Annotated in this window: 23 protein-coding genes (1 of these 23 running past the window's edge); 13 read left to right on the top strand and 10 right to left on the bottom strand. The window is 57.3% G+C overall.

The window, feature by feature from the left end; translation table 11 throughout:
• Positions 1-17: 17 nt before the first annotated feature.
• Positions 18-1,232, top strand: a complete 1,215-nt coding sequence (locus QE435_RS02635; RefSeq protein ID WP_349040142.1) for an adenylate/guanylate cyclase domain-containing protein — start codon at positions 18-20, stop codon at positions 1,230-1,232.
• A gap of 194 nt (positions 1,233-1,426) precedes the next feature.
• Complete coding sequence (locus tag QE435_RS02630) at positions 1,427-2,314, top strand: DMT family transporter (protein WP_349040141.1); 888 nt, start codon at positions 1,427-1,429, stop codon at positions 2,312-2,314.
• Positions 2,315-2,341: 27 nt separating this feature from the next.
• Here QE435_RS02630 and QE435_RS02625 read toward each other — a convergent pair whose 3' ends face one another.
• Positions 2,342-3,244, bottom strand: a complete 903-nt coding sequence (locus QE435_RS02625; RefSeq protein ID WP_349040140.1) for a LysR family transcriptional regulator — start codon at positions 3,242-3,244, stop codon at positions 2,342-2,344.
• Positions 3,245-3,412: 168 nt separating this feature from the next.
• Here QE435_RS02625 and QE435_RS02620 point away from each other — a divergent pair, with 168 nt between their 5' ends.
• Positions 3,413-4,939 (top strand): aldehyde dehydrogenase family protein, encoded by a 1,527-nt coding sequence (locus QE435_RS02620; protein ID WP_349040139.1) that lies wholly within the window; start codon positions 3,413-3,415, stop codon positions 4,937-4,939.
• 63 nt (positions 4,940-5,002) lie between these two features.
• Here QE435_RS02620 and putA read toward each other — a convergent pair whose 3' ends face one another.
• Positions 5,003-8,686, bottom strand: a complete 3,684-nt coding sequence (gene putA, locus QE435_RS02615) for a trifunctional transcriptional regulator/proline dehydrogenase/L-glutamate gamma-semialdehyde dehydrogenase (protein WP_349040138.1) — start codon at positions 8,684-8,686, stop codon at positions 5,003-5,005.
• Between the two features lie 161 nt (positions 8,687-8,847).
• On the opposite strand from putA, the gene QE435_RS02610 reads away from it, so the two are divergent.
• Positions 8,848-9,318 carry an Lrp/AsnC ligand binding domain-containing protein gene (locus tag QE435_RS02610; protein ID WP_306929658.1) on the top strand — a complete coding sequence of 157 codons (471 nt, stop codon included), beginning with the start codon at positions 8,848-8,850 and terminating at the stop codon, positions 9,316-9,318.
• A 42-nt stretch (positions 9,319-9,360) separates the two neighbouring features.
• Here QE435_RS02610 and QE435_RS02605 read toward each other — a convergent pair whose 3' ends face one another.
• Positions 9,361-9,930: a sigma-70 family RNA polymerase sigma factor gene (locus tag QE435_RS02605; protein ID WP_306929660.1), complete on the bottom strand. Its 570-nt coding sequence runs from the start codon at positions 9,928-9,930 to the stop codon at positions 9,361-9,363.
• Entirely contained in the window at positions 9,927-10,127 is a 201-nt protein-coding gene (locus QE435_RS02600; protein ID WP_306929662.1) for a NepR family anti-sigma factor, read from the bottom strand. The genes QE435_RS02605 and QE435_RS02600 overlap by 4 nt, the downstream gene beginning before the upstream one ends.
• Positions 10,128-10,264: 137 nt before the next feature.
• On the opposite strand from QE435_RS02600, the gene QE435_RS02595 reads away from it, so the two are divergent.
• Together QE435_RS02595 and QE435_RS02590 are read left to right on the top strand one after the other, a co-directional pair.
• A complete protein-coding gene (locus tag QE435_RS02595; protein WP_306929663.1) occupies positions 10,265-11,059 on the top strand; it encodes a response regulator in 795 nt (264 codons plus the stop codon).
• A gap of 114 nt (positions 11,060-11,173) precedes the next feature.
• Positions 11,174-12,166, top strand: a complete 993-nt coding sequence (locus tag QE435_RS02590) for a sensor histidine kinase (RefSeq protein WP_349040137.1) — start codon at positions 11,174-11,176, stop codon at positions 12,164-12,166.
• Positions 12,167-12,480: 314 nt separating this feature from the next.
• Here QE435_RS02590 and QE435_RS02585 read toward each other — a convergent pair whose 3' ends face one another.
• Positions 12,481-14,172, bottom strand: coding sequence for an HWE histidine kinase domain-containing protein (locus QE435_RS02585; protein WP_349040136.1), 1,692 nt, complete (start codon positions 14,170-14,172; stop codon positions 12,481-12,483).
• Positions 14,173-14,435: 263 nt separating this feature from the next.
• On the opposite strand from QE435_RS02585, the gene QE435_RS02580 reads away from it, so the two are divergent.
• A complete protein-coding gene (locus QE435_RS02580) occupies positions 14,436-15,014 on the top strand; it encodes a PRC-barrel domain-containing protein (protein WP_349040135.1) in 579 nt (192 codons plus the stop codon).
• 93 nt (positions 15,015-15,107) lie between these two features.
• Here the strand turns inward: QE435_RS02580 and galE are convergent, their stop codons facing one another.
• The 3 genes from galE to QE435_RS02565 form a co-directional block, all read right to left on the bottom strand.
• Positions 15,108-16,091 carry a UDP-glucose 4-epimerase GalE gene (gene galE / locus QE435_RS02575; protein WP_306929670.1) on the bottom strand — a complete coding sequence of 328 codons (984 nt, stop codon included), beginning with the start codon at positions 16,089-16,091 and terminating at the stop codon, positions 15,108-15,110.
• Positions 16,092-16,227: 136 nt separating this feature from the next.
• Positions 16,228-16,647 (bottom strand): hypothetical protein, encoded by a 420-nt coding sequence (locus QE435_RS02570; protein ID WP_306929671.1) that lies wholly within the window; start codon positions 16,645-16,647, stop codon positions 16,228-16,230.
• Between the two features lie 9 nt (positions 16,648-16,656).
• Positions 16,657-16,998, bottom strand: coding sequence for a DUF883 family protein (locus tag QE435_RS02565; protein WP_112360601.1), 342 nt, complete (start codon positions 16,996-16,998; stop codon positions 16,657-16,659).
• A gap of 198 nt (positions 16,999-17,196) precedes the next feature.
• On the opposite strand from QE435_RS02565, the gene nspC reads away from it, so the two are divergent.
• Both nspC and QE435_RS02555 read left to right on the top strand, forming a co-directional pair.
• The gene (gene nspC / locus QE435_RS02560; protein WP_349040134.1) at positions 17,197-18,294 is read left to right on the top strand and encodes a carboxynorspermidine decarboxylase; all 1,098 of its coding nucleotides are present in this window, start codon (positions 17,197-17,199) and stop codon (positions 18,292-18,294) included.
• A 77-nt stretch (positions 18,295-18,371) separates the two neighbouring features.
• Positions 18,372-19,610 carry a saccharopine dehydrogenase family protein gene (locus QE435_RS02555; RefSeq protein WP_349040133.1) on the top strand — a complete coding sequence of 413 codons (1,239 nt, stop codon included), beginning with the start codon at positions 18,372-18,374 and terminating at the stop codon, positions 19,608-19,610.
• A gap of 140 nt (positions 19,611-19,750) precedes the next feature.
• Here the strand turns inward: QE435_RS02555 and QE435_RS02550 are convergent, their stop codons facing one another.
• The gene (locus QE435_RS02550) at positions 19,751-19,990 is read right to left on the bottom strand and encodes a DUF2934 domain-containing protein (protein ID WP_349040132.1); all 240 of its coding nucleotides are present in this window, start codon (positions 19,988-19,990) and stop codon (positions 19,751-19,753) included.
• Between the two features lie 749 nt (positions 19,991-20,739).
• Here QE435_RS02550 and cysP point away from each other — a divergent pair.
• The 4 genes from cysP to QE435_RS02530 all read left to right on the top strand — a co-directional run bounded on the left by cysP (position 20,740) and on the right by QE435_RS02530 (position 24,595).
• Entirely contained in the window at positions 20,740-21,726 is a 987-nt protein-coding gene (gene cysP, locus QE435_RS02545) for a thiosulfate ABC transporter substrate-binding protein CysP (RefSeq protein ID WP_349040131.1), read from the top strand.
• Between the two features lie 119 nt (positions 21,727-21,845).
• Entirely contained in the window at positions 21,846-22,667 is an 822-nt protein-coding gene (gene cysT, locus QE435_RS02540) for a sulfate ABC transporter permease subunit CysT (protein WP_349040130.1), read from the top strand.
• Positions 22,668-22,670: 3 nt separating this feature from the next.
• The gene (gene cysW / locus QE435_RS02535; protein ID WP_349040129.1) at positions 22,671-23,564 is read left to right on the top strand and encodes a sulfate ABC transporter permease subunit CysW; all 894 of its coding nucleotides are present in this window, start codon (positions 22,671-22,673) and stop codon (positions 23,562-23,564) included.
• Positions 23,561-24,595, top strand: a complete 1,035-nt coding sequence (locus QE435_RS02530) for a sulfate/molybdate ABC transporter ATP-binding protein (RefSeq protein ID WP_349040128.1) — start codon at positions 23,561-23,563, stop codon at positions 24,593-24,595. The genes cysW and QE435_RS02530 overlap by 4 nt, the downstream gene beginning before the upstream one ends.
• A gap of 143 nt (positions 24,596-24,738) precedes the next feature.
• On the opposite strand, the gene QE435_RS02525 is transcribed toward QE435_RS02530, so the two are convergent.
• Positions 24,739-26,245, bottom strand: partial view of a M23 family metallopeptidase gene (locus tag QE435_RS02525; RefSeq protein ID WP_309769368.1) — the 3' portion only. 434 nt of this gene lie beyond the right edge of the window; the window shows 1,507 of its 1,941 coding nt (coding positions 435-1,941); its start codon lies beyond the right edge, outside the window; its stop codon occupies positions 24,739-24,741.

Here is a 26,245-nt window from a genome sequence, read left to right as displayed (position 1 = left end):
CATTCCGCAGGCATTCGATGACCGAAAACAATATCCTTCAGGAAATCGCTTTCTGGCTTTCTCGACAGGGCTACGAAGGCATGCCGGAGGAGGAGCTTCTCGCTGGATTTTGCGAACGCTGCAACGCGGCTGGTATCGCCATTTCCTCTGCTTTGATCCTGATGGACACGCTGCATCCGGATTTCGAGGGGCATGCGTTTCAGTGGGATAGCCGCGATGCCGTCGACCCGTCCAGCGTCTATGACTTCACCGATGAGGGTAAAGCGCGTGAGGCGTGGGAGAGTTCGGTATTCTTCCATCTTCTGAAAGAGAATGCCGAGGAAATCCGGCACCGATTGTTCCTCAATGAGGAGGCGAGCTTCTACAAGCTGGATGAGCTGCGCAATGCGGGCCATACGGACTACATCGCGTCCATCCATCGTTTCACGGAACGCGGCAGCATCGGGGAAATGAGTGCCTTTTATTCCCGCTGGCTCACCCGGCAGCCGGAGGGCTTTCATGACGATGAGCTGGCCGCACTGCGCATGCTGCTGCCGACGCTTGCGCTAGCAGTGAAGACGGCGTGCTGCATGCGCATCATCGAAACGATTACGGATGTCTATCTTGGCCGGGATGCCGGTCGCAAGGTGATGAGTGGCACGATCACAAGAGGAGAAGTCGAGCGGATCGAAGCGGTCCTGTGGTTTTCCGATCTTCGGGATTTTACCGGCATCTCAGACCGGGCGAAGCCAGACCAGATTATTCCTTTTCTCAATGACTATGCCAGTCTTGTCATCGATGCGATCCATGCGCATGGCGGCAGCGTGCTGAAGCTGATCGGAGATGGCGTTCTGGCGATCTTTCGAACCGGCAATCGGCAGGATGATTGCGCAGCGGCACTTGCCGCGGAAATGACGATGCGGACGCGCCTTTCCGTTCTAAACCACGAGCGTCAAGCAAAAGACCTCCCCGCCACCGATGTTTATCTCGGATTGCATGTCGGCGAGGTCTTTTATGGCAATATTGGGAGTCGAAGCAGGCTGGATTTCACCGTGGTCGGCCCGGCGGTCAATATGGTCAGCCGCATCGGAGGTCTCTGCACTTCCGTAGATCGCGATACGGTGATGTCGAGGGATTTTGTCGCCACCTGTCCTGAGGAGATGCAGGCGCTGATGGTCTCGCTTGGACGATATGCCTTGCGCGGCTTCGCAAGGGCGCATGAGCTTTTCACCATCGATCCCGAACTCTCTTGATAATGCATGAGCATATGACCGTTGCGGAAATGCCAGCGATACCGTTTTTATGCATTTTCGTCTTGTGACCGTGCAGCATGAGGCGTAGCCCTTGTAGTGAGGAGCCATCCACAATCCTGATCTGACGCGCATTCCATCGTGAGCGCAGACTGGCTCTGCCGTGTCTTTACCCATTCCAGTTCGGATTGTTCGCCATGCAAAAAGGTATTCTTCTCGGACTGCTCGCTTACGCCAGCTTTTCCTGGGGAGACGCCACCATCAAGTCACTCGGCTCGCAGGTTACAGTTTTTGAAATAGGCTTCTTCAGCATCCTGTCCTCCGCGGCCATCATCTTCTTCACCAAGCCACGGGAAGAACGGTGGCGCGAGTTCTGGCGCATGAGTAGGCCGTTTGCCGTGCATGGGCGCGCAATCTCCGGCCTGCTTGCCGGTATTCTCGGCATTTACGCCTTCACCACGCTGCCTTTGGCGGAAGCCTATGCGCTGATATTTCTATCGCCCCTGTTCGTGACCATCCTATCGGCCGTGGTGTTGAAGGAAGACATCGGGCTCTGGCGCTGGTCTGCCGTCTTTGCTGGCATCATCGGCGTGTTTCTCGTCGTGCGACCTGGCTTCAAGGCTCTGGAGCTCGGCCATCTGGCGGCGGTGGGTGTCGCTTTTCTGGCGGCGATGACGATCGTTATTTTGCGTTCGCTTGCCGGGCGCGAAAAGCGCACCTCGATCATGGGCGTTCTGCTCGTCTACGGCCTTACTTTCAACGGCCTTTTGGCCATTCCCTATTTTCACGTTCCGACCTTCCATCAGGTTGGCGCCTTTATCGTGATCGGCATTTGCACGGCGGTCGGCCAGATCACGTTGCTGACAGCAACGAAGATCGCGCCTGCCAGCCAGATCGCACCGTCACACTATTCGCAGATTCTCTGGGCCGTCGGGATCGGCGCTTTCTTCTTTGGAGAGTATCCGGACACGCTCGCAGTGTTCGGGCTAATCGTCATTGCCAGTGCCGGGCTTCTGACGATGATGCGAGAAAAGATCCGGCTCGGGACCGTGCGCTGGAACCCGTTTTTTCGCAATCGCCTGTAACGATGCCGGCTTGAGGATGTTCGGGCGCTATAGTGGCTTGCCGACCTGCTCCAAAAGCCAGGTCTGGAATGCCCGAGCGAGAACATTGTCCTGCCGCCCTTCGGGAAGTGCAATATGGTAGCTCTTGTCGGTCTTGAGCGGTACATCGAAAACCACAACAAGCTGGCCCGATGCCAACTCTGCCTCGATCAGATATTTGGGCAGAAGCGCGAAACCGAGGCCGCTGACGGCTGCTTCGATCAACATCGAGAACTGGTCGAAACGGCTCCCCCTATAGGCGCCTTCTGACGAGATACCGTTCATCTCGAACCAGTCCGTCCACAGCTTTGGGCGCGTCGTTACGTGGAGGAGGGGGCTGGTTAGGAGATCTGCATGGTTTGCTGGGGTGTATCTCGAAAGCACCGATCCTGCCGCGACCGGAACGATGACCTCGTTGCAAAGAAACGTGCAGGTGCCACGCGCCCAAACGGGTTGACCATAGTGAATTGCGATATCGAAGCTCTCTTCGTCGAAATCGAAAGGCTGGGATCGCGATCCAACGGTCAGGACTGTTTCCGGGTAGAGTGCCATGAACTTGTGCAGGCGCGGTGTCAGCCAGCGGCTGCCGAATGTGGGCAATGTGGCGACGGACAGCGAGGCGCTGGAGGTGCCAGCGGTAACGGCGCGCACCATCAACTGCTCGGACTGATGCAAGAGCTTCTGGACATCGGGCAGGAACTTGCGCCCTGCGTCGGAAAGCACCACGCGCCGCCGAATGCGTTCGAAGAGCAGCATACCGGTTTGCGCCTCGAGATCGCTGATCTGGCGACTGACAGCGCTTTGCGTCAGGTTCAGCTCTTCCGCCGCACGGGTGAAATTGCCGTGTCTTGCAGCACATTCGAAAGCTTGCAAGGTGACGATATCGGGCACCAGCCGTCTGCGCGTATCCATTCCTGCCTCGCATCAACACACCCGCTTTCCTCATTTGAAATGGGCGGTTCCAGACGTATATGATCTGGAAAGAGAATGAAATGGGTGGTTTGCCATCCGAGCCAATGCCTTGAGCCATCGCTTGCATGCTGCGAGACGACGTGGCGAAATCCTTGAGGGAGCCAGAATATGACCGCAACCAACGTCGACGTCGTCAAAGAAGCCGCTGCACTTCTTTCAAAGATGGGCGTTTCGTCCGCACTCTATCAGGGCGGCGACATGGCCTCCTTCAGCCCTGTCACCGGCGAACAGGTGGCAAGTCTCAAGACCGTTTCCCCCTCTGAGGTGGCAGACATCGTTGAGAAGGCGGATGTCGCGTTTCGGGCATGGCGTCTTGTTCCGGCACCCCGGCGCGGCGAGCTGATCCGGCTTTTGGGCGAGGAGCTGCGTGCTTTCAAGACTGATCTCGGTCGCCTCGTCTCGCTCGAAGCGGGCAAGATTCCCTCCGAAGGCCTTGGCGAAGTACAGGAAATGATCGACATCTGCGATTTCGCCGTCGGCCTTTCGCGCCAGCTCTACGGCCTGACGATTGCGACGGAACGCCCCGGCCACCGCATGATGGAAACCTGGCATCCACTCGGCGTCGTCGGCGTGATCTCTGCGTTCAACTTCCCCGTTGCGGTCTGGTCCTGGAATGCGGCTCTTGCCATCGTCTGCGGCAACTCCGTCGTTTGGAAGCCTTCGGAAAAGACGCCGCTGACGGCTCTCGCCGTGCAGGGTATTTTCGAGCGCGCGGTCGCCCGCTTCGGCGATGCCCCTGAAGGCCTCAGCCAGCTTTTGATTGGCGATCGCGCTGTGGGCGAAGCACTTGTCGATCACCCGAAGGTCCCGCTGGTCTCGGCCACAGGCTCGACGCGCATGGGCCGCGACGTCGGCCCGCGCCTTGCCAAGCGCTTTGCCCGTGCCATCCTCGAACTTGGCGGCAACAATGCCGGCATCGTCTGCCCATCGGCAGATCTCGACATGGCGCTGCGCGCCATCGCTTTCGGCGCCATGGGAACGGCTGGCCAGCGTTGCACGACCTTACGCCGCCTCTTCGTGCATGACAGCGTCTACGACCAGCTCGTGCCGCGTCTGAAGAAGGCCTATGCCTCGGTCTCCGTCGGCAATCCGCTGGAAACCTCCGCACTGGTCGGCCCGCTGGTCGATAAGGCCGCATTCGACGGCATGCAAAAGGCGCTCGCCGAGGCGAAGGCGCATGGTGGCGTGGTCGCCGGTGGCGAGCGCGTCGATACCGGTGCTGCCAATGGCTATTATGTAAAGCCCGCACTCGTGGAAATGCCCAAGCAGGTCGGCCCGGTTCTTGAGGAAACCTTCGCGCCTATCCTCTATGTGATGAAGTATTCCGATCTGGATTCCGCGATCGAGGAGCATAACGCCGTTGCCGCCGGTCTTTCATCCTCCATCTTCACGAAGGACCTTCAGGAGGCCGAACGTTTCCTCGCTGCCGATGGCTCGGATTGCGGTATCGCTAACGTTAATATCGGCACCTCCGGCGCTGAAATCGGCGGCGCATTCGGCGGTGAAAAGGAAACCGGCGGCGGCCGTGAATCCGGTTCGGACTCCTGGAAGGCCTATATGCGCCGCGCCACCAATACGGTGAACTACTCCAAGGCGCTGCCTCTGGCGCAGGGCGTTTCGTTCGACATCGAGTGAAAATCACCCGATTTAACATGACATGGATGGGCTGGCAGGACGTGTCCTGCCAGCCTTTTTCGTTCAGCCGATGGACATCAGGCTGGCGTTGCCGCCAGCAGCCGTCGTGTTGACGCTAACGGAGACTTCTTCCAGCAGCCAGTTGAGATTGTAGGCTTGGCTTACACCCTGTACCTCTTCCATTGATGCGGCTTGAACCAAAACGAGCGGCCCCTCAAGCGTGGCGATCCGGCTGTTGACGGCACGAACGCGATCCGCGTCACCCTCGACCAGCGCGCCCGCGAAGGGTCCAGCGGCCTGCCAGTTGGCGCTCCAAGAGAGACGGTTCTTGACTGAGGCTGGTAGCCCGGAGACTGCCTCCTCCAGGCCGCTATCCTTGTCGATAACGGCGGTGTTGCCGGTTGCCAAAGCTGCCGCTAGCTGGCGATAAAGCCCGTGGGTGGACACGGGTGCGAGCAGGACCTTGCCGCGTGGATGAAGCGCATAGATGTTGCGTTCTCCCACTGGGCCAGCAAGCTCCGTCTCGAAGCCAAGCGCGGACGACTGCGCAGAGGTTCTGGCCACTTCCGCGGCCTGCGTTTCGTTCTTGCCATCCAGCCATTGTGCGAGATCGAGAACCGCCTGATCCTTGTGCTGTACTGCGCGCTCCACCTCCGGGGCAACGCGTGTCAGCCTGCCGAGATAAAGTGGACCGCCTGCCTTGGGGCCGGTGCCGGAAAGGCCGCGGCCACCGAACGGCTGGACGCCCACGACAGCGCCGATGATGTTACGGTTCACGTAAAGATTGCCAACCTTCACCCGCGATAGAACATGCGCGATGGTGGCATCGAGGCGGGTGTGCAGACCAAAGGTCAGGCCGTAACCCGTTGCGTTGATATCGTCGATCAGCTGATCGAGCTTTTCGCGCTTGAAGCGGATGACATGCAGGACAGGACCGAAGACCTCGCGCTTCAGATCGGCAAGCGACTTCAGCTCTATGATGGTCGGCGGCACGAAGGTCCCATTCTGACTGTCACCGGCGAGCGCAATCTGCTCGATTGTGTTGCCGAGGCTACGCATGGCTTCGATGTGCTTTTCGATATTGTCCTTGGCTTCCGCGCTAATCACCGGGCCGACGTCGACCGAGAGTTGGTCGGTTCTGCCGATGCGCAACTCGTGCAGTGCGCCCTTCAGCATCGTCAGCGTCCGATCAGCGATATCGTCCTGGAGGCAGAGGACGCGCAGTGCCGAGCAGCGCTGGCCCGCGCTGTCGAACGCCGAAGCGATCACGTCTGCCACCACCTGCTCTGCTAGCGCGGAGGAGTCGACGATCATGGCGTTCTGGCCGCCCGTTTCGGCAATCAGTGGAATGGTACGGCCATCGCTTGAGACCCGTTCGGCAAGCTGTTTCTGGATCAGACGCGCCACCTCCGTCGAGCCGGTGAACATCACGCCAGCCGTTTGCGGCGCTGCGACGAGCTGCGCGCCCGTCTGTCCCGCACCCGGTAGAAGCTGCACGGCATCGGCAGGAACCCCGGCCTCGTGTAGAAGACGCACACCCTCTGCCGCGATCAGCGGTGTTTCTTCCGCAGGTTTTGCCAGAACCGGGTTGCCAGCCACCAGAGCCGCCGCGACCTGACCGATGAAGATGGCCAGCGGGAAGTTCCATGGGCTGATGCAGACGATCGGTCCGAGGGGCTGTTGCAGCAGGCCGAACGTGTTGCGGGCTTCGGCTGCATAGTAGCGTAGGAAGTCGATGGCTTCCCGCACTTCGGCAATTGCATTTGGTGCCGATTTTCCCGCCTCTCGCATGATGAGCCCGAGCAGCGTCGGCATTCTTGCCTGCATCAGGTCCGCTGCCTTTTCCAGGCAATAGGCGCGTGTCTCAACGCTGGACTGCGCCCAAGACGAGGCCGCTGCCACCGCCAGAGCCTTGGCGACATCCTCCTGCGTCGGCTCGATTACATAGCCGACCGTGTCATTGCGATCACCGGGATTGATGACCGGACGTGTCTCACCGGACGCATTTAGAGCCGCGGCCTTCCACTCCATCGTCACACTCTCGGAGAGTGCTGCGCTCAGTTCGGCGAGCGTGTTCTCATTGGCAAGGTCCAGGCCGCTGGAATTGATGCGCGTGCCGTAGAGGGCTTCCGGCTTGGCGATCTTGTCATGCTGGGCACCCGGGACAGGCATCGCCTTCACCACGGCGACAGGATCTTCCAGAAGAGAATCGACAGGGACCTTCGGATCGGCGATGCGATTGACGAAAGAGGAGTTGGCGCCATTTTCCAGCAGGCGGCGGACCAGATAGGCCAACAGGGTTTCATGGGTGCCGACCGGCGCATAGAAGCGGCACGGACGATCAAGGTTCTGCTTGCCGACGACCTCGCTGTAAAGCGGCTCTCCCATGCCATGCAGGCATTGAAACTCATAGTCGCCGATTTTGAAGTCCGGACCGGCCAGATGGTAGATCGTCGCCATCGACTGCGCATTGTGGGTGGCAAATTGTGGGAAGATGACGTCGCGCGCTGCCAGCAGCTTTCGGGCGCATGCGATATAAGAGACGTCCGTATGAACTTTGCGGGTGAAGACCGGAAAATCCTCCAGACCATCGAGTTGCGCGCGCTTGATCTCCGCGTCCCAATAGGCGCCCTTGACCAGACGTACCATGATGCGGCGGTTCGAGCGCCGCGCCAGATCGATAATGTAATCGAGCACGAACGGGCAGCGGCGGCCATAGGCCTGAACGACGAACCCAAGCCCCGACCAGTTGCCAAGATCGGTGTCCAGCGCCAGAGATTCCAGCAGATCTAGCGAAATCTCCAGGCGGTCGGCCTCTTCCGCGTCGATGTTCAATCCGATGTCGTAGCTCTTCGCCAGCACCATCAGCGACTTCACGCGAGGCAGAAGTTCCGCCATCACCCGCTCGGCTTGCGAGCGGGAATAGCGCGGATGGAGTGCGGAAAGCTTGATGGAAATCCCAGGGCCACCATAGACGCCGCGCCCGGCTGACGCCTTGCCGATGGCGTGGATCGCTTGTTCGTAATCGCGGTAATACCGCTCGGCATCCTTGGCGGTCGTCGCGGCTTCACCGAGCATGTCGTAGGAATACTGGAAGCCTTTGGCTTCAAGCGGTCTTGAGCGGCTGATGGCTTCTTCGATCGTCTGACCGGTGACAAATTGCTCGCCCATCATGCGCATCGCCATATCGACGCCACGGCGAATGACAGGCTCGCCAGCACGGGAGATCAACTTCGTCAGCGCTGCGGATAGGCCCTTGTCGTTGACGGTCGAGGTGAGCTTGCCAGTAATGACGAGACCCCAGGTCGCGGCGTTGACGAAGAGCGAACGACCGCCGCCAAGATGCGATTTCCAGTCGCCGGTGGCGATCTTGTCGCGGATCAACGCGTCGCGCGTCGCGGTGTCGGGAATACGCAACAGTGCTTCGGCCAGGCACATCAGCGCCACGCCTTCCTGGCTGGAGAGGGAATATTCTTGCACCAGTCCCTCGACACCTGTGCCCTTGGCCTTTGCTCGCAACGCTTCGATAAGCCGGCGTGCCGTCGAGCGGATCGTCTCCGCTTCCCTGTCGCTTACCGTCGCTGCTTCGAGAAGAGGAGCGAGGCATTCCGGTTCAGAGCGGCGATAGGCTGCGGTTATGGCCTGGCGGAGCGCGCTCGGCTCACTGACCTGCGGAGCGAAACGGTCAAAAATGCCTGCTGGCGCTATCGTCTCATTCAATGCAACGGTGGATGCAGTGCCCGCCATCGGTTCGGCCCTCGATTGGATCTAGAAAATAGGTGGTTCGGCGTTATCGCCTTCACGTGTCTGCGGACAGAATATCACTGCTCAGGAAATTGATATGGCCTTATTTTCATCGTAAAGAAGGAAATACGAACTTTTATTTTGTGTTTATGCAGGAAAACAGGATGATGAAAGTGCCAGAAGCAGGCGATCTGGATCACTTCGATATCAGGATCATGGAGGCGTTGAGCGAGGATGGGCGAATGTCTGTGCTGGAATTGTCGCGCCGTGTTGGGCTGTCGAAAACGCCCTGCCAGACTCGCCTGAAGCGCCTTGTCGATGAAGGCTACATTCTTGGATTTCGTGCATCTCTGAACGCAGCAAAACTTGGGCTGGAACACATCGCTTTCACCGAGGTCAAGCTTTCCGATACGAGAGAGAAGGCGTTGGATGAGTTCAATGCGGCGGTGCGCAAGATCAAGGAGGTGGAGGAGTGCCACATGATCGCCGGCGCGTTCGACTACCTGCTGAAGGTAAGAACGACAGACATCCGAAAATATCGACGGGTGCTTGGCGAGAAAATCTCAAGCCTGCCTTCGGTCGCGAATACATCGACCTTCGTTGTCATGGAATCCGTCAAGGATACGGGGATGTGACGGGCAGCGTTAGTGGGCCACCCGTCACATTATTGAACGCAATCAGCGAAGCGCCATTGCTGCCGTCACTGCGGTGGTCTGGGCGTCGGGACCGAATTCGTTTTCGTTTTCGATGCCGAGCAGTTCTTGCAGACGCATGCGGGCGCGGCTGACGCGGCTCTTGATCGTGCCGACGGGGCAACCGCAAATTTCTGCAGCCTCCTCATAGGCAAAGCCGGAAGCCCCGATCAGCAGAATCGCTTCGCGCTGATCATCCGGCAACTTTTCGAGGGCCTGGCGGAAATCATGCAGGTCGACCGAGCCATGCTGTTCCGGCGGGACGGACAGGCGCGAGGTATATGCACCGTCAGTATCCTGAACTTCACGACCGGACTTGCGGATCTGGCTGTAGAACTCGTTGCGTAGAATGGTCACGAGCCATGCGCGCATGTTCGTGCCGGGCTGGTAGCTTTCCTGCTTTGCCCAAGCTTTCATGATCGTATCTTGGACAAGATCGTCAGCGCGGTCGCGAGATCGAATGAGGGAGATAGCGAATGCACGCAGGTTCGGCAGCGCCGCCAGCATTTCGCGTTTAAAGTTGTGGCCGTTGGTTTCCGCGTCTTCTGTCATCATTCACCCGAAGCTTTCGATCTGCGCTCAGCCTCGTCAAGCTTTTCGAGAAGGTCGAGAAACTTGTCCGGGATACCTTCATCCTGGACAGCGTCGTAAAGTTCTCTCAATTTACGGGTGATGACCGCTCGTCCGGAGTCGGGCACGCTCGGGCCCACCCCGTTATCAGACGAATCCTGATCCGATTGAAACATGCTCATGAGTGCGGGTATTCCTTTTGTGACGCATTATAAATGCACGCACAAAAAAAACGTTCCAGGCCTGTGGAACTTTTTTTTCCGTTGGGCATTAATCCCGCAGGTTTGCGCTGCAGACCGCATGAACAGGGGAGAATTACATGTCCGTTTCTACACGCATTGCACCGCACCTGCCTTATCTCCGTAGGTTTGCGCGTGCCGTTTGCGGCTCTCAATCTACCGGCGACGCCTACGTGGCTGCTAGTCTCGAAGCGCTGATCGCCGATGTCAGCATCTTTCCGCAGACGAGCAGCGATCGTGTTTCGCTCTATCAATTGTTTGTCTCTATTTTTAGTTCCGTCACGATCAACATCAAGACGGATGAGAATTTGACCGGCTGGGAAAAGCGGGCGTCTGCCAACCTTTCCGCCGTTCCGGCTGTGCCGCGCCAGGCGTTTCTGTTGACGACCGTCGAAGAATTTTCCCCCTCCGAAGCTGCTGAAGTTCTTCAGGTTGCGGAAAGCGAAATCGGCAAGTTGATCGATGAGGCCGCGTCGGAAATCGCCCGTCAGGTTGCGACCGACATCATGATCATCGAAGACGAACCGTTGATCGCCATGGATATCGAGCAGATGGTCACCGATCTCGGTCACAACGTCACCGGTATCGCACGCACCCACAAGGAAGCGCTGGAACTCTTCCACCGCACTCAGCCGAAGATGATTCTCGCGGACATCCAGCTCGCAGACGGCAGCTCCGGTCTCGACGCGATGAAGGACATCCTCCAGATGACGTCTCTTCCCGTCATCTTCATCACCGCCTTCCCTGAGCGTCTGCTGACGGGTGAGCGGCCTGAGCCGACCTTCCTCGTGACCAAGCCGTTCAATCCCGATATGGTCAAGGCCCTGATCAGTCAGGCTCTGTTCTTTAATGAAAGTTCACGTGTTGCCGCGTAATCCATGCTGAGTGTCGTCATGTCCAGCAACTCTTACGGCTGCTGGGCGTTTGACGCAGGAATGGTCGGCGCCGGTGGTTTGCCGCTCGACGTCGTTTTCCGCTAGGAGATCAAATTGCATCGGCTCGCGTGGCACAACAGGGACCGGAACGAGGGTGAATTGCACGATTCGCTGGTGTTGGCTTTGCTCGACTCCGGCGAAACTGTGATGCTGCAAGACCGTGACCGGGACTATATCTTCATCGCCAATCTGCCGGATGTTTGGAACCTCCCGACTGAGCGGGAGAACGAGCCAACGGATGTCAACATCTTCGGCAAGGAACTTGCTCAGCGTCTGTCAGAGTTGAAGAAGGACCTGAATGCTGCTGGCAGCCGCGGCACCCTAGAGGTCATGGCTGGAAAGGACAGGATATTTCAGTTCCATGTCTATTCCACGGTCAATATGTCCGGCCAAAGGGTATTAAAGACGACGATCCGCGAGGTCACAGTCGAGCGCCGCCGCGAGCAGTTGCTACGCTCCCTGCTGCGCGAGGTCAGTCACCGTTCGAAAAATCTTCTGGCGATCATCCAGAGCCTTTCGGCACAGACGGCACGGTTCAGCTTCACCAAGGAAGATTTCTTAAGGAAATTCCGGGGACGGCTGCATGCGTTGGCACAATCCCAGGATCTGATCACCGATTCCGATTGGCGCGGAGCGGAAATTTTCGAGTTGTTGAAACAGCAATCGGATCTCTACCTTCCGGAATATCCCCATCTGATACAGATGAAGGGTGAGAACCTCCTGCTCAATCCGAACGGTGCTCTTTATGTAGGGCTGGCCTTCCACGAATTGGTGGTCAATACCGTCAGCCACAGCCCCAACCTCGCGCTTCACCTACCCATCACGCTGGAGTGCCGGCGCGAGGAGGATTTTTTCGAAGTGAGTTGGAGCGAACCCCTCTCTCAAGATGATCTGTTAGCGTCGCAAGACAGCGACCGGCGAAGCAATTTCGGTAGCGTGGTTCTGGAAAAGGTCGTGCCCGCGGCTCTCGCCGGCGAGGCTCGGTATGATGTGTCGGCAAGCGACATCGGATATACGCTCCGTTTCCCAGCACCTGCCGCTTCCTGACGCGGCAGGCTTCTCGGCGTGAAGAACGTCAGGCTGTCTGCCGTCACGAGATGTTTTCAAGAAGTGAGTTGAAGAGTGGAAGCGTATGGGAGACGTCCCATCGCCTTTCAGGCTCGACTTCGTGGACGATCAATGTCCGTCCGTCAGTGAGCCCAAAAAGAAAAGCACGGCTCGGGGGAGAGCCGTGCTATTCAGGGGCAGGTTTTCAGGGGCAAAACCTGCTGCGCCGGGCCTCTAGGCGGGGACGGGGAAATGGCCTGGCGTGCTTGAAAAACGTACACAGTCTTTCTTGGTTCCAACTCATTCAAGATATTTTACGCATTCTCTGCGCCAGCATTTCTTTTCTGCAGCCGCTTCACCGGCGCCGTCATCGTCCACGTAAATCCGGTTTCTGCGTAATCTGTTGATACAGTGGCAGAAAACGCGCTCTCTGCGTGTCGCTTTATGATCGTCGAGCCAAATCCACGACGGGAAGGCTGGCTTGCCGGCGGACCACCCTTTTCGATCCACTCCATCGTCAACATATCGTGATCGGAGGGGTCGAGAGCCCAGTGAAGGCGCACGCGTCCTTCCTTAACAGAGAGCGCGCCATACTTGATTGAGTTGGTGCTGAGCTCGTGAAGGATGAGGCCAAGATTCTGCGCCGCCTCCGGCGAAAGCAGAAAATCCTCGCCTGATACCGTCACCTGGTCCGCTGTCGAGCCGAACACCTCAAGGTGACCTTTGACCAGACGGTGGATTGGCAGACCCTCCCATTGGACTTCAGCCAGTGCCGAGATCGACATAGCGAGACCACGAAGTCTGTGATCGACCTCCTTCTGTAATTCGGGAACTGTTGTGTTCTCCCGCGCCAACTGGCGCATCATGGCTTGCACCAGCGTCAACATGTTTTTGGATCGATGAACCAGTTCGTGCAAGATCAGCTGGTTGCGATCTTCCGCCTGGCTGCGGTCGAAAGACGCGTTGGAGAGCGCCACACCGACCTGGTTGAGTTCCTTGACATTGGTTTCAACGCGCGACACGATTTCGCCTGCGCCAATGCGTTCTGCAACATCCACGAGCTGTTTGACGGACTGCCGCAATTGCCGGCCGACGAGGTAGGTGCCGAAGACTGCGACCAGTACGATGAAGAGGCTGCCGATCAACATTTGTCGCCAGGTGCTTCGCAGGGCCGAGTCGCTTCGGTCTATCGCCCCGGCCACCACGGCCTTCCAAGGCCAGCCGGGAAGTTGGGCATAGGCATAGATATTGTTATGCGTATCAGTAAAGCTACCGCTGAATGCGGACATGTCGGCCGCCAGCTGTGCAGGCTCGTAGATCTTGCCGGGTGTTGCCTGTTCCATATTGCTGGAAATCACCACGCGCTCGCCGCTGTCGAGCAAAGTTGCCGACCATCCAGCCGGGATCGCATCCATAGAAATCAGGCTCGAAAGATCTCGCGCGGCTTGGGTAACGATCAATACGTCGCCGGCGGCTGCGAGCTGACGGGGCAGGGGGAGGGTGACTGTGAACACCCACTCCTTCCGATTGTTGGCGTAGAAGATGTTCGAAAGCATGATCCGCTTGGCATCGATCGCCTCCTGTATATGGGCGTCGGCTGGGACCTGACCCAGAGGCTGCCCATAGGGCACACGCGTATTGACCTTCTGGACGCCGTCGCGCGTGGCGACCACCACGTAGATGTTTCGCCTGCGCAGGCTTTCACTGACACGCTGATGAAAGCTGGCAAGATCTCCGTCTTCCAACTCTGGAAACTGCGCGAGGAGATTAAGCGTGGTGCTCAGTTCCTGAAGACGCCGCTCGATGTTTCGGCTGATGGCACGGGCATCGTCGACAGCTTCACGCTGCAAATCTTCCCGCTCATCCGCTTCCAGCCGCAGCATCAGATAACCGGCGAAGATAATCAGCGGTAGGGTCACCAGCGTCGTCATGATGACGATGTAGGTACCGATCGATGCTGTAGGAGACAGTCTGGCGAAGAATGCTCGAAACCTGGAAATTGTCACGCCCTTAAACGTCCATGAATGTCAGCTTTTATGCTGAATTGCGTATAGATAATACCTGTCTAATTTGGCGGCACAATGCCGTTCGTTGCGGCAGAGAGGGATATCTATAGGCTTTTTTCTCCTTTCACCCTTTGTTGATCAGGGCGAAAAACCCGGAACCAATTTCGCGGCCGTCTCGTTTGCTCGGCGAACAGGTTGAAGAAAAGGACGGATGAACTGTCCCCAGCCAGTTTAGTTTTACGACGATGAAAGGAAGGTACGATATGAAAAAGACATTGACCCTTATCGCGACGGCCGCCCTCATGGGTTCAACAGCGTTCGCACCGCTCGCCATCGCCCAGGACGCAACTCAGCCTGCACCAAGCACGACGGCACCTGCAAGCCCGAACGCTGCACCGGCAACCCCGGTCATGCCGACAACGCCTGGTGCAACCGACACGTCCGCTAACGCTGGCACCGCATCCGGCTCCTACCTGACGGAGCAGGCAGCCAACCAGATCAGCGCCAATGACTACATCGGTAACTCGGTCTACACTTCTGCCGACGAGAGCATCGGTAACGTGACCAACCTTATCCTCGAAGAAAACGGCGGCATCGTTGCGGCTGTGGTCGGTGTGGGTGGCTTCCTCGGAATCGGCGCCAAGGACGTCGCCGTCCCGATGGACAAGATTACCGTAACCCGAGACACCGGTAACGGTACCATTCGTCTGACGACGACTGAAACCGCTGAATCGCTGAAGGCAGCGCCTGAGTTCATGACCTTGAAGGACAAGAACGCGAATGCAAGCACCACGGCGCCGGCGGCAACCGACACCACGCAGACGGGTGCCACCAAGCCCTAATCCTGTTACGGGAGAGGAGCGAGAGGCAGCTTGACGCTGTTTCTCAGAACACCGGCCTCATTGGGGCCGGTGTTTTTTTGCGTCGCGTTGAGGTCAGCGCTCCGCGTTATGGGTCGAGTGCCAGCGCCATGCGGAAGAAATGATGTCCTCCAGCGTATAGCGCGGTTCCCATCCCAGAACGTCCCGCGCCTTGTCGTTGTTGGCGACAAGTGTGGTGGAGTCGCCTTCGCGCCGCTCGGCAAACTCCACGGGAAACGGGCGGCCTGAGACTTTCGAAATCGCGTTGAGCAACTCCTTGACAGTCGTTCCGGTCCCGGTGCCGAGGTTGAGTTCTACGGTCTTTCCACCAGACAAAAGATAGTCCACCGCCCTGACATGGGCATCGGCGAGATCGAGAATGTGGATATAGTCGCGCACGCAGGTGCCGTCGCGCGTGTCATAATCCGTGCCAAACACTTTGAAACCCTGGCGACGTCCAAGTGCTGCCTCGATCGCGAGTGGGATGGCATGCGTTTCCGGCTTGTGCCATTCTCCAATGCGGCCCTCAAAGTCAGCACCCGCCGCGTTGAAATAGCGCAACATCACAGAGTTTAAATCCTTATAGGTGCTGAAATCCTTGAGCGCCTGCTCCACGATCCATTTGGTTCTGCCGTAGGGATTGATGGGAGCCTGGGGATGGCCTTCATCCAGCGGAACACGTTCGGGCAAACCATAGGTCGCGCATGTGGATGAAAAGACGAAAGCCTTCACGCCCGCGTCCATCGTCGCGGACAATAGAGTCAGGGCCCCAATGACGTTGTTGTCGTAAAAGGCGACCGGGTTCTTGACCGATTCACCGACCTCGATCAGCGCTGCGAAGTGAAGAACCGCCTCCGGTTGATGCTTGGCGAAGACCTCGTCCAGCCTCGCCCTATCGCGAATATCCCCTTGCTCGAATGGTCCCCAGCGCACGAACTCTTCATGGCCATTGGAGAGATTGTCGAAAACGACAGGTTCGTAGCCGCGCTCTGCAAGCAACAGGCAGGTGTGGGAGCCAATATATCCGGCCCCGCCGACAACGAGAACTTTCTTCCGCATCCAACATCCTTTCGTAAAGCGACTGTTGGAGACTGCGTATCATTTTGACGGAAGAAGGGTAGGGGGAATTTTTTGGAAAGAACTGCAAAGGTCAATGCGCGCGTCCCTTGCAAACTGCGGGACGCGCGTAATGATTTTACTTTTTACGAATTGTCGTGCGTGTGGTGATGAAACCAAGCGCCATGGCAATCAGCAGTGTTGTGAACGGGCGTTTTCCGAGAGCGCCGGCTGCCATCGCCTCAACCGCCAACGGCGCCGTTGCAAGCGGGGACACCACCGGCGCACGGCGATAAGCCGTCGGGCGACGAAGGAGCGCCAGCCAAACCAGCATGATCACACCCAGCAGGAAAGCGACGCCAGCAATGACCAAAGCGGCCGGGCCAGCGCCAATTTCCTTAGCAAGATAGATGGATCCCCCAATGCCGCCAGCGATGACGGCAATCAGGAAGAAAAAGCCAGCAAGCACTCTCAGCACGATGCCGGTTTTTATCCGGCGCGTGACGAAAGTGCCTTCCCGCTGTGTGTCGCCCAGATAGAGCAAAAATGCTTGAAGCATGTTTGCGCCTTATCGACGCGTAACAAGGGCAAGAAGGAAACCGGTTGCGACCGCGATGCCGAGAGACTGAAGCGGGTTGCGCTGAACCTGGTAGACCAGGTTGTCGTTCAGCGTCTGAATTTCGTCGCGAACCGCGTGAACGGTCTGCTCAGACTTCGCCATTGCGTCGTCAGCAACGCGAGATGCCTGTGCCTTGACCTCGTGGGAAACGCCAACGCCAAGTGCCTTGACGCTCTTTGCAAGGTTGGAAAGGTCGTCACGCAGCTGCGACAGCTGTGCCGACACATCCTCGGCCTCAGCGCTATTGAGGGTTTCGCGTACCTTGTCTTCCACGTTGCGAACGCTTGCCATGTTCAATCCTTCTCTAAGGTGTCAAAATGCGCCTGATCTCAAAACGTAGGGCTTAGAGTTTTGTTCCCGCAATTTGCGAAAACTCGTCAGAGAATCTTTTCAATTGTTTTCAACAGGTTTGTTTTCCTGTCACAAGCATCATATAAGGCCCGGAAAATGATCGTATGATCTCTATCAATGGGACGATGTGACTGGCCGATGCTGCAAACACCTTACTACCTGATCGACAAGACCAAGCTTCTCCGCAACATGGAGAAGATTGCCTATGTGCGCGAAAAATCGGGCGCCAAGGCTCTTCTCGCGCTCAAGTGCTTTGCCACATGGTCGGTCTTCGATTTTATGGCTGAGTTTATGGACGGCACGACGTCGTCCTCGCTCTACGAGGTGCGACTGGGACACGAAAAGTTCGGCGGCGAAACGCACGCCTATTCCGTCGCCTATGCCGATTACGAGATCGATGAGGTCGTATCCCATGCCGACAAGATCATCTTCAACTCCGTAGGGCAGCTTGAACGCTTCGCCGACAAGGCGTCCGGCATCGTTCGTGGCCTTCGCCTCAATCCGCAGGTGAGTTCTTCCACTTTCGATCTCGCAGACCCCGCTCGCCCTTTCAGCCGTCTCGGCGAATGGGATGTGGCGAAGGTTGAAAAGGTCATGGACCGCATTTCCGGTTTCATGATCCATAACAACTGCGAAAACAATGATTTCGGCCTCTTCGACAAGATGCTTGGCCAGATCGAGGAAAAGTTCGGCTCGCTTCTGTCTAAGGCCGAGTGGGTCAGCCTCGGTGGCGGCATTCATTTTACAGGCGAGAACTACCCACTCGACCAGTTCTGCGACCGCCTCAAGCAGTTTTCTGAAAAATATGGCGTGCAGGTCTATCTTGAGCCCGGCGAAGCATCGATCACCAAGAGCACGACGCTGGAAGTCTCTGTTCTCGACACGCTGTTCAATGGCAAGAACCTCGCCATTGTCGATAGCTCCATCGAAGCCCATATGCTGGATCTCTTGATCTATCGCGAGAACGCCAAGATCTCGCCCAACGAAGGCGATCATTCCTATATGGTATGCGGCAAGTCCTGCCTCGCAGGCGATGTCTTCGGCGAGTTCAAGTTCTCAAACGAGTTGAAGGTCGGCGATCGCGTCTCTTTCCAGGATGCAGCGGGCTATACGATGGTCAAGAAGAACTGGTTCAACGGTGTGAAGATGCCGGCGATCGCCATCAAGGAACTGGACGGCAGCATTCGAACCGTCCGTGAATTCGACTTTGTCGACTATCAGCAAAGTCTGTCGTAACAGCGCGCTTTGAAAGGCGCATGTAGCACTCATTCTCAACAAGCCATCCCTGCGGGGAAAAGGAGGCATCACCTGAAATGAAGAAGAACGTTCTCATCATCGGCGCCGGTGGCGTAGCACAGGTCGTGGCGCATAAGTGCGCCCAGAATAGCGATGTATTGGGAGACATTCATATTGCGTCACGCACTGTCGATAAGTGCCGCAAGATTGTCGAATCCGTACGTGAAAAGAAGAGCCTCAAGACAGAGGTGAAACTGGAAGCCCATGCGCTGGACGCCATGGATATTGAGGCCACAACGGCCTTGATAGAGAAGACGGGCGTCCAGATCGTCATCAACGTCGGTTCGGCCTTCGTCAACATGTCCGTTCTTCAGGCCTGCATGGACACAGGTGTTGCCTATATGGATACCGCGATCCACGAGGATCCGACAAAGATTTGCGAGACGCCACCGTGGTACGGAAACTACGAATGGAAGCGTGCCGCCGAATGCAAGGACAAGGGCGTCACCGCCATCCTCGGCGTCGGCTTCGATCCCGGTGTGGTCAATGCCTATGCGCGTCTGGCCAAGGATGAGTATTTCGACAAGGTGACTTCGGTCGATATCGTCGATATCAATGCCGGTAGCCATGGCCGCTGGTTCTCGACCAACTTCGACCCGGAAATCAACTTCCGTGAATTCACCGGCGTGGTCTATTCCTGGCAGAACGGCCAGTGGCAGACAAACCAGATGTTCGAAGTCGGACAGGAATTTGACCTGCCAGTCGTTGGCAAGCAGAAGGCCTATATGACGGGCCATGATGAAGTGCACTCGCTTTCCAAGAACATGGATGGCGCGGATGTTCGTTTCTGGATGGGCTTTGGCGACCATTACATCAACGTCTTCACCGTTCTGAAGAATCTTGGTCTCCTGTCCGAAAAGCCGGTCAAGACGGCTGAAGGTCTGGAAGTGGTTCCGCTCAAGGTGGTCAAGGCCGTGCTGCCCGATCCGTCTTCACTGGCGCCCGACTATGTCGGCAAGACCTGCATTGGCGATATCGTCAAGGGTACGAAGGACGGCAAGGAGCGCGAAGTCTTCATTTACAACGTGGCTGACCACAAGGAAGCCTACGAAGAAGTCGGCTCGCAGGGCATCTCCTACACGGCTGGCGTTCCGCCGGTCGCAGCAGCGATGCTGATTGCCACAGGTGAATGGGACGTGAAGCAGATGGCGAATGTCGAAGAACTTCCGCCGCAGCCGTTCCTCAACCTTTTGAACAAGATCGGCTTGCCGAGCCGGATCAAGGACGAAAACGGCGATCGCGCTTTGACGTTCTAAAGCGTCACCCGCCCGCAAAACGCTGCTCAGTCTTGCGCAGCGTGCGTCTTGTCAGTCGATACGATAAAGCCCCGCTCTGCTTGAACGGGGCTTTTTTATGCAGGCTGGAGTATCTGAAGAGCTGACGTGTTCTGAGGCCTTTATTGGGTCGCAGACTTCTTGGCGCGTGTCTTGGGTTTGGTTGTCTCGGGAGTGATGGAAGCCGCTTTGACTTCGCCCTTTTTGCGGTGCGCGGGCTTGGTCGCCTTCGTGCTCTGCAGCAGAGTGAATTCCTTTTTCGCCTGCTCCCAGTGCTCGGCATCACGACCGTGCGGGCGGCCTTCGCTCTCCCAAAGCGTATAAGCCCGCTTGCTGATCCACTCTTGTTCTGAAACCTGCATGTCTATCTCCTGGCGTAACACTTAACCCGTTACGGGCTGTCTGCATGGTCCAGCGGCAACGCTGGACAGGAATGAGTCGCGGTCTTCTATGGCTCCAGAGCGACATGCGTCCTTTTGAATGTACTAAGGACACCTCTCACTCTCTAAATCTACGCATCGTGCTTTTCCGAAAATCGATTCCGATTTTCGCGCCGATGTTGTAGTAGATGCCACGATTCGGCAGTCGGTCAAGTCAATTTGCTGCGTCGCAATAGGCAGCATTTTTTGTTTCTCTAAGATACTCAATACGCTTCGCGGTGCCCTGTCTTCCCTCCCTTCGATAAATGTCGTGTGATCGAGTAACGGCATCCGAACTCTGCTAAAACAGGTTTGGAAGTGCGACATGCGAAATAATTTTGGCGATGCAATAAGAGGGGCTCGGAGGCCGGCATAAACCGCGGATTTGGAGCCGGAGCGTCAATAGATCTGTTCTTTATGGCCTCATGGGAAGCCACCTCATGCGGTCGTGTCCAAAACGTTACTCGCCCGTACTGCAAGCCACATCCAATATCGACGCGGTTGCTCTCCGAGCTTCAGGGTTCAGCTTTTGCCAGCGCGTGGGTTTAGAGGTCCGCCGGAAAATTACTGCGAAAAGAGCGGTCAGGGGAGATGAACATTCTCAAGATGGATGGGCCTGAGGTTCACGGTTCCTCGCGGAGGCTATGTTCCTTCTCTATTCTCCGCCTCCAATGAAATTCATAGGGGCTTACATGAAACGGATTGCGCTTATTGGCGCTGCACTTGCTGCTTTGATTTCCACCAGCGTCTCCGCTGAGGAGCCGAAGACGCTCCTCAACGCATCCTACGATGTCGCGCGTGAGCTATTTGCGGCTGAAAACGCAGCCTTTGTCAAAACCCATCCGGGCGTGACGATTGACCAATCCCACGCCGGCACCTCCAAGCAAGCCCGCGCCATCGTTGAAGGTCTGGCCGCAGATGTCGTGACCTTCAATCAGGTCACGGATATCGATTTCCTTGTAAAGCAGGGTTTTGTGTCCGCCGACTGGCAGAAGGATTTCCCCAACGACGCATCACCCTTCTACTCCTTCCCGTCCTTTCTGGTGCGCAAGGGCAATCCCAAGAATATCAAGGACTGGGATGATCTCGTTCGTGATGACGTGAAGATCGTCTTCCCGAACCCGAAGACGTCCGGCAATGCGCGCTATACCTATTTGGCCGCTGTCGCTTTCGCCAATGAGAAATTCAATGGCGACCAGGCCAAGGTCGATGAATTCATCAAGAAGATCTTCGCCAACGTCCCTGTCTTCGATACCGGAGGCCGCGCCGCCACGACCACCTTCGTCGAGCGTGAGATCGGCGACGTTCTGATTACCTTTGAGGCCGAGACCCGCGGCATTGCCAAGCAGTACGGCACGGACAAATTCGAAGGCGTGGTGCCGTCCGTCAGCCTGCTTTCCGAATTCCCGGTCGCGGTCGTCGACAAGGTCGTGGACAAGCGTGGCTCCCGCGAATTGGCAAAGTCTTACCTCGACTTCCTCTATACCGAGCAAGGCCAGCGCATCGCCGCCGAGTTCGGCCATCGCGTTCACAATGAAAAGGTGGCGGCCGAGTTCAAGGACCAGTTCCCCAGCATTCGCCTTGTCAACGTCAATGATGTTTTCGGCGGCTGGGACAAGATCCAGAAAGAACATTTCGCCTCTGGCGGAAAACTGGATGCGCTTTACGGCAATCGCTAATCGTTCTATGGCACGAATAGACATCGACCCGGCGGGATACCCGCCGGGTCGATTTTTGATCTTGTGTCTCTCCATTTGTGCCGAGAAACAGGACCTTCGCTGATGCAAAGGGGGAAGATTTGAAACGCAATGTCCTGCCGGGCCTCAAATTGTCTCTCGGCGTCACGCTGCTTTACGTCGGCATCATCGTCGTCCTTCCCCTTGCAGCACTCGTTTTTAAGGCTGCAAGCCTTGGACCGGCGGAATACTGGAGCATCATATCGTCTCCGCGAGCCGTCGCGAGCTACCGCGTCACGGTTCTTTGCGCGCTGGCGGCCACGCTCTTCAACGTCATTTTCGGCCTCGCCCTTGCTTGGGTGCTGACGCGCTATCGCTTTGCTGGCTGGCGCCTCGTCGATGCGATCGTAGATTTGCCCTTCGCGTTACCGACGGCGGTGGCGGGAATAGCGCTGACGGCGCTCTTTGCCGGAAACGGCTGGTTCGGTTCCGTTCTGGCTGAAGTCGGAATAAAGGTTGCTTACACGCCGCTCGGCATCATCGTGGCGATGGCCTTCACCAGTCTACCCTTCATCGTTCGTACCGTGCAGCCCGTGCTTGAAGATCTCGACCCTGCATTGGAAGAAGCCGCCCAGTCGCTCGGTGGATCGGATCTCGAGATTTTCCGCAAGGTCATCCTGCCGCTTTTGACGCCGGCACTTCTTGCCGGCCTGTCGCTCTCCTTTGCTCGCAGCCTCGGCGAATTCGGCGCCATCATCTTCATTGCCGGCAATCAACCCTTTTCGACCGAAATTACCTCCTTGCTGATCTTCATCCGGCTGGAGGAATATGATTATCAGGCGGCTGCTGCGATCGCATCCGTCCTGCTGATCACAGCATTCCTGATGCTGGCGCTCACCAATTATCTACAGTCGCGTGCTTTGCGCTATACGGTGAGGAGCTAGAGGATGAGCGCTGTTTCCTCCCGTCGCAAGCCGCCGCGGGTCGGCGATACTCCTTGGGTGCGTCGCAGCCTGATCGCCTTCGTCCTGATTATCGGGGCATTCCTGGTAGTGGCGCCTCTGCTGGTCATTGCTGTTGAGGCTTTTTCCCAGGGCCTGAAGACCTATGCTGCGACTATCACCCATCCCGATACACGTCACGCGATCATGCTGACGGTGGTCACGGCGCTGATTGCGGTGCCAATCAACACGTTGTTCGGTGTCGCAGCCGCCTGGGCGATCACCAAGTTCGACTTCTGGGGCAAGCGTTTCCTGCTGGTGATCGTGGAAATTCCCTTCTCTATATCGCCCATCGTTGCCGGCGTTGCCTATCTCTTCGTCTATGGCTTACAGGGTCTTTTCGGGCCCTTGCTCGATGCCTACGAGATCAAGATACTCTTTGCTCTGCCTGGCATCGTCATCGCCTCGATGTTCGTCACTGCTCCATTCGTTGCCCGTGAGTTGATCCCGCTGATGCAGGCGCAGGGACGCGACTTGGAAGAGGCGGCAACCTCTCTCGGCGCATCTGGCTGGCGCACCTTCATCTCCGTGACGCTGCCCAACATCAAATGGGCGCTGCTCTATGGCGTCGTGCTGTGCAACGCCCGCGTGATGGGCGAATTCGGCGCTGTTTCCATCGTGTCAGGCAATATTCGTGGCCAGACAAATACGCTGCCGCTGCATATCGAGCTTCTATATCACGATTATCAGGCTGCGGGCGCCTTTGCCTCCGCCTCCATTCTAGCGGCGCTTGCCGTTGTTACGATCATCGCCAAAGTCGCATTGGAGCGGCGCGGGGCAGGTCGCGGCCGTAAAAAGCTTAGCGCCGTAAACGCCGCCGCCACGGAGACGAGTTCATGAAAATCCGCCTGCAGAATGTCGTCAAAACCTTCGACACGTTTCGTGCCGTACGGGATGTCTCGCTCGATATTGAAAGCGGCGAATTGCTGGCGCTTCTCGGCCCTTCCGGCTCCGGCAAGACGACGATCCTGCGTATGGTGGCCGGGCTCGAATATACCGATGGTGGCCACATCTATTTCGGCGAGACGGATGCAACGAATATTCCCGTCCGCGATCGCGGTGTCGGCTTCGTCTTCCAGCACTACGCTCTATTTCCGCATATGACGCTGAACGAGAATATCGCCTTCGGGATGACAGTGTCACGCGTCAAGCGGAGCCGCACCGAAATCGACGCCCGGGTTCAGGAGTTGTTGCGGCTGGTAAGGCTTGAGGGGTTGGGCGATAGGTTCCCTGCGCAGATTTCCGGTGGGCAAAGGCAACGCGTCGCCTTGGCACGCGCACTTTCCGTCGATCCGAAGGTTCTATTGCTCGATGAGCCATTCGGGGCGCTGGACGCAAATGTGCGGCGCGACTTGCGCCGTTGGCTTCGCGAGATCCACGACGAGTTGGGGATCACCACGATTTTTGTCACACACGATCAGGAAGAGGCGCTCGATCTTGCGGATCGCGTCGTCATCCTCAATCAGGGTGAAATCATTCAGCAGGGCACGCCGAAAGAGGTCTGCCGCCAGCCGAACAGTGCCTTCGTCATGACTTTTCTGGGAGATACCAACAAGGTTTCCGGTGTTGCGAAGAACGGCAAGGTCTATGTCGGAGACACTGAGGTTCAGTTTGCCTATGGTCAGGCGGACGGACCTGTCGAAATCTATGCTCGACCCGCGGATCTGGAATGGGAGGATCTGCATGATGGGATTCCCGCGCAAGTCACCCGTGTTCTGGATAGGGCAGGGGAGCGGCGTGTGATCGCCACGACGAAAGAAGGCGATCTCCTCGAATTCGATGTACCACCGGAATCGTCGGTGGAAGCCGGAGATCACGGCCATGTCGTCATTCGCCGCGCCAAGATTTTTCCCGCAGCCAATCGCGCTTAATGTCGCTCCGCTTAGGTGTGACGGCACCGAGCAAAAATCTTACTAAAGCATGTCGCGCAAAAGTGTGCAGCGGTTTTGCGATATCGACATGCGATACCAAAGAGCTAAAGCGTATGAGCGAATCTGAAAGATCGCGACACGCTTTATCGGCTGGCGACCTGCTCGCCCTTGCCGTCGATATTCAGAAGGGTGTCGATACGACGCCGCTCATCCGAGAAGCGTGCGAGTGCCTGGCCGGACAAGGATTTACCGCCGGGCAGGCGAACCTTCATCGCATCCACTTTGGTGCCGTTGACGATCAACTCGTAATGCAGGTGCGCGCCCGTCGAAAGACCGGTAGAGCCGACATAGCCGATCACCTGGCCCTGCGTCACGCGCGCGCCTTCCACAACACCCTTTGCAATGGCGCTCTGGTGGTTGTAGGAGGAAACGTAGCCATTGGCATGGCGGATCAAAGTTTGGTTTCCGTAACCGGATGCCCATCCTGCCTTTTCGACGATGCCGTTACCCGTGGCAATGATCGGCGTACCGCGTGGAGCCGCCCAGTCGGTGCCTGTATGCATACGGCTGAAGCGCAGAACCGGGTGACGGCGCATGCCGAAACCGGATGTCATGCGACCGTTCGGTACAGGATTGCGCAGCAGGAACTGGCGGATACTTTTGCCCTCGCCATCGAAGTAATCGATGCTGCCATCTTCCGGATTCTGGAAACGGTAGAAACGTGTCTGGTTATCGCCGAACTTGGCGTTGACATACAGCAATTCGGATTGTTCGGTGGCCTTGCCATCCGGTCCTTCGACCGAGAAGAAGGCCTCAAGAGAATCCGACGGTTTCAGCTGTGCCTGGAAATCGACGCTGCTCGCCAAAAGCTTGATGAGCTGCGATATCATGTTCTGGTTCATACCATAGGCAAGAGCGGCGCGATAAACGCCATCATAAACCCGCGGCAAATCGCGATTGGCTGTCATCGGCGCATTACCGCCGTCGAACGCTGTCGCTACTGCATCGAGTTGAGGCGGTTCGCTTGCAGCGACAAATGTCTTCTTGTCGTTTGCAGCCACCGTCACGACGTGACGGTTCTTTCTATACAGGCTGGCGCGAACGATATCGCTCTTCTCATCATCCTGCAAAATGCCGATGCGCAGAACGTCACCCGCCTGGACATCCGGCGTTCCGTTAACGGATGCCAAGGCTGCGGCGGTCTGTTTGGCTTGTTCCTTGGAATAGCCTGCACCGAAAAGGGCGGCCTCCATCGTCTGATTTTGCCGCACGGGAATGACATCGTCGGCATATTCAGGCAGCTTTACCGTCGGCGCCTGGGGTGTCGACACGGACATGTTCTGTTCAACGACGCGGGCCGAAAGCCCTGCGGTAATATCCACATCCTCATCCGCTTCGAAACGGCGGGGGTCGATATAGTAGAGAGCGGCAAGCTGTTCGTTGCCGTCCGTCAGGATAGAACCGTTGGAACGGACCGCTTCTTCCACCTCATCGAAGCTCATCGCTCCGGCATAGGCGAAGGGGCTGTGCTTGGTCGGGAAGGGAACTGATTTCAGGCTCACTTCCGATTCCACTTCGGACCCGTAGATCGTACCGGTTTTGCTCGCCCCAGCAGCTTCAGGCTCATCGTCGGTGGCAAAGATGTTGAGC

It is taken from the genome of Agrobacterium sp. SORGH_AS 787 (assembly GCF_030819035.1).
GTDB classification, from domain to species: Bacteria; Pseudomonadota; Alphaproteobacteria; order Rhizobiales; family Rhizobiaceae; genus Agrobacterium; species Agrobacterium larrymoorei_B.
Note: the sequence above shows the minus strand (reverse complement) of the source record. Positions and strands in the feature narration are given on the sequence as shown.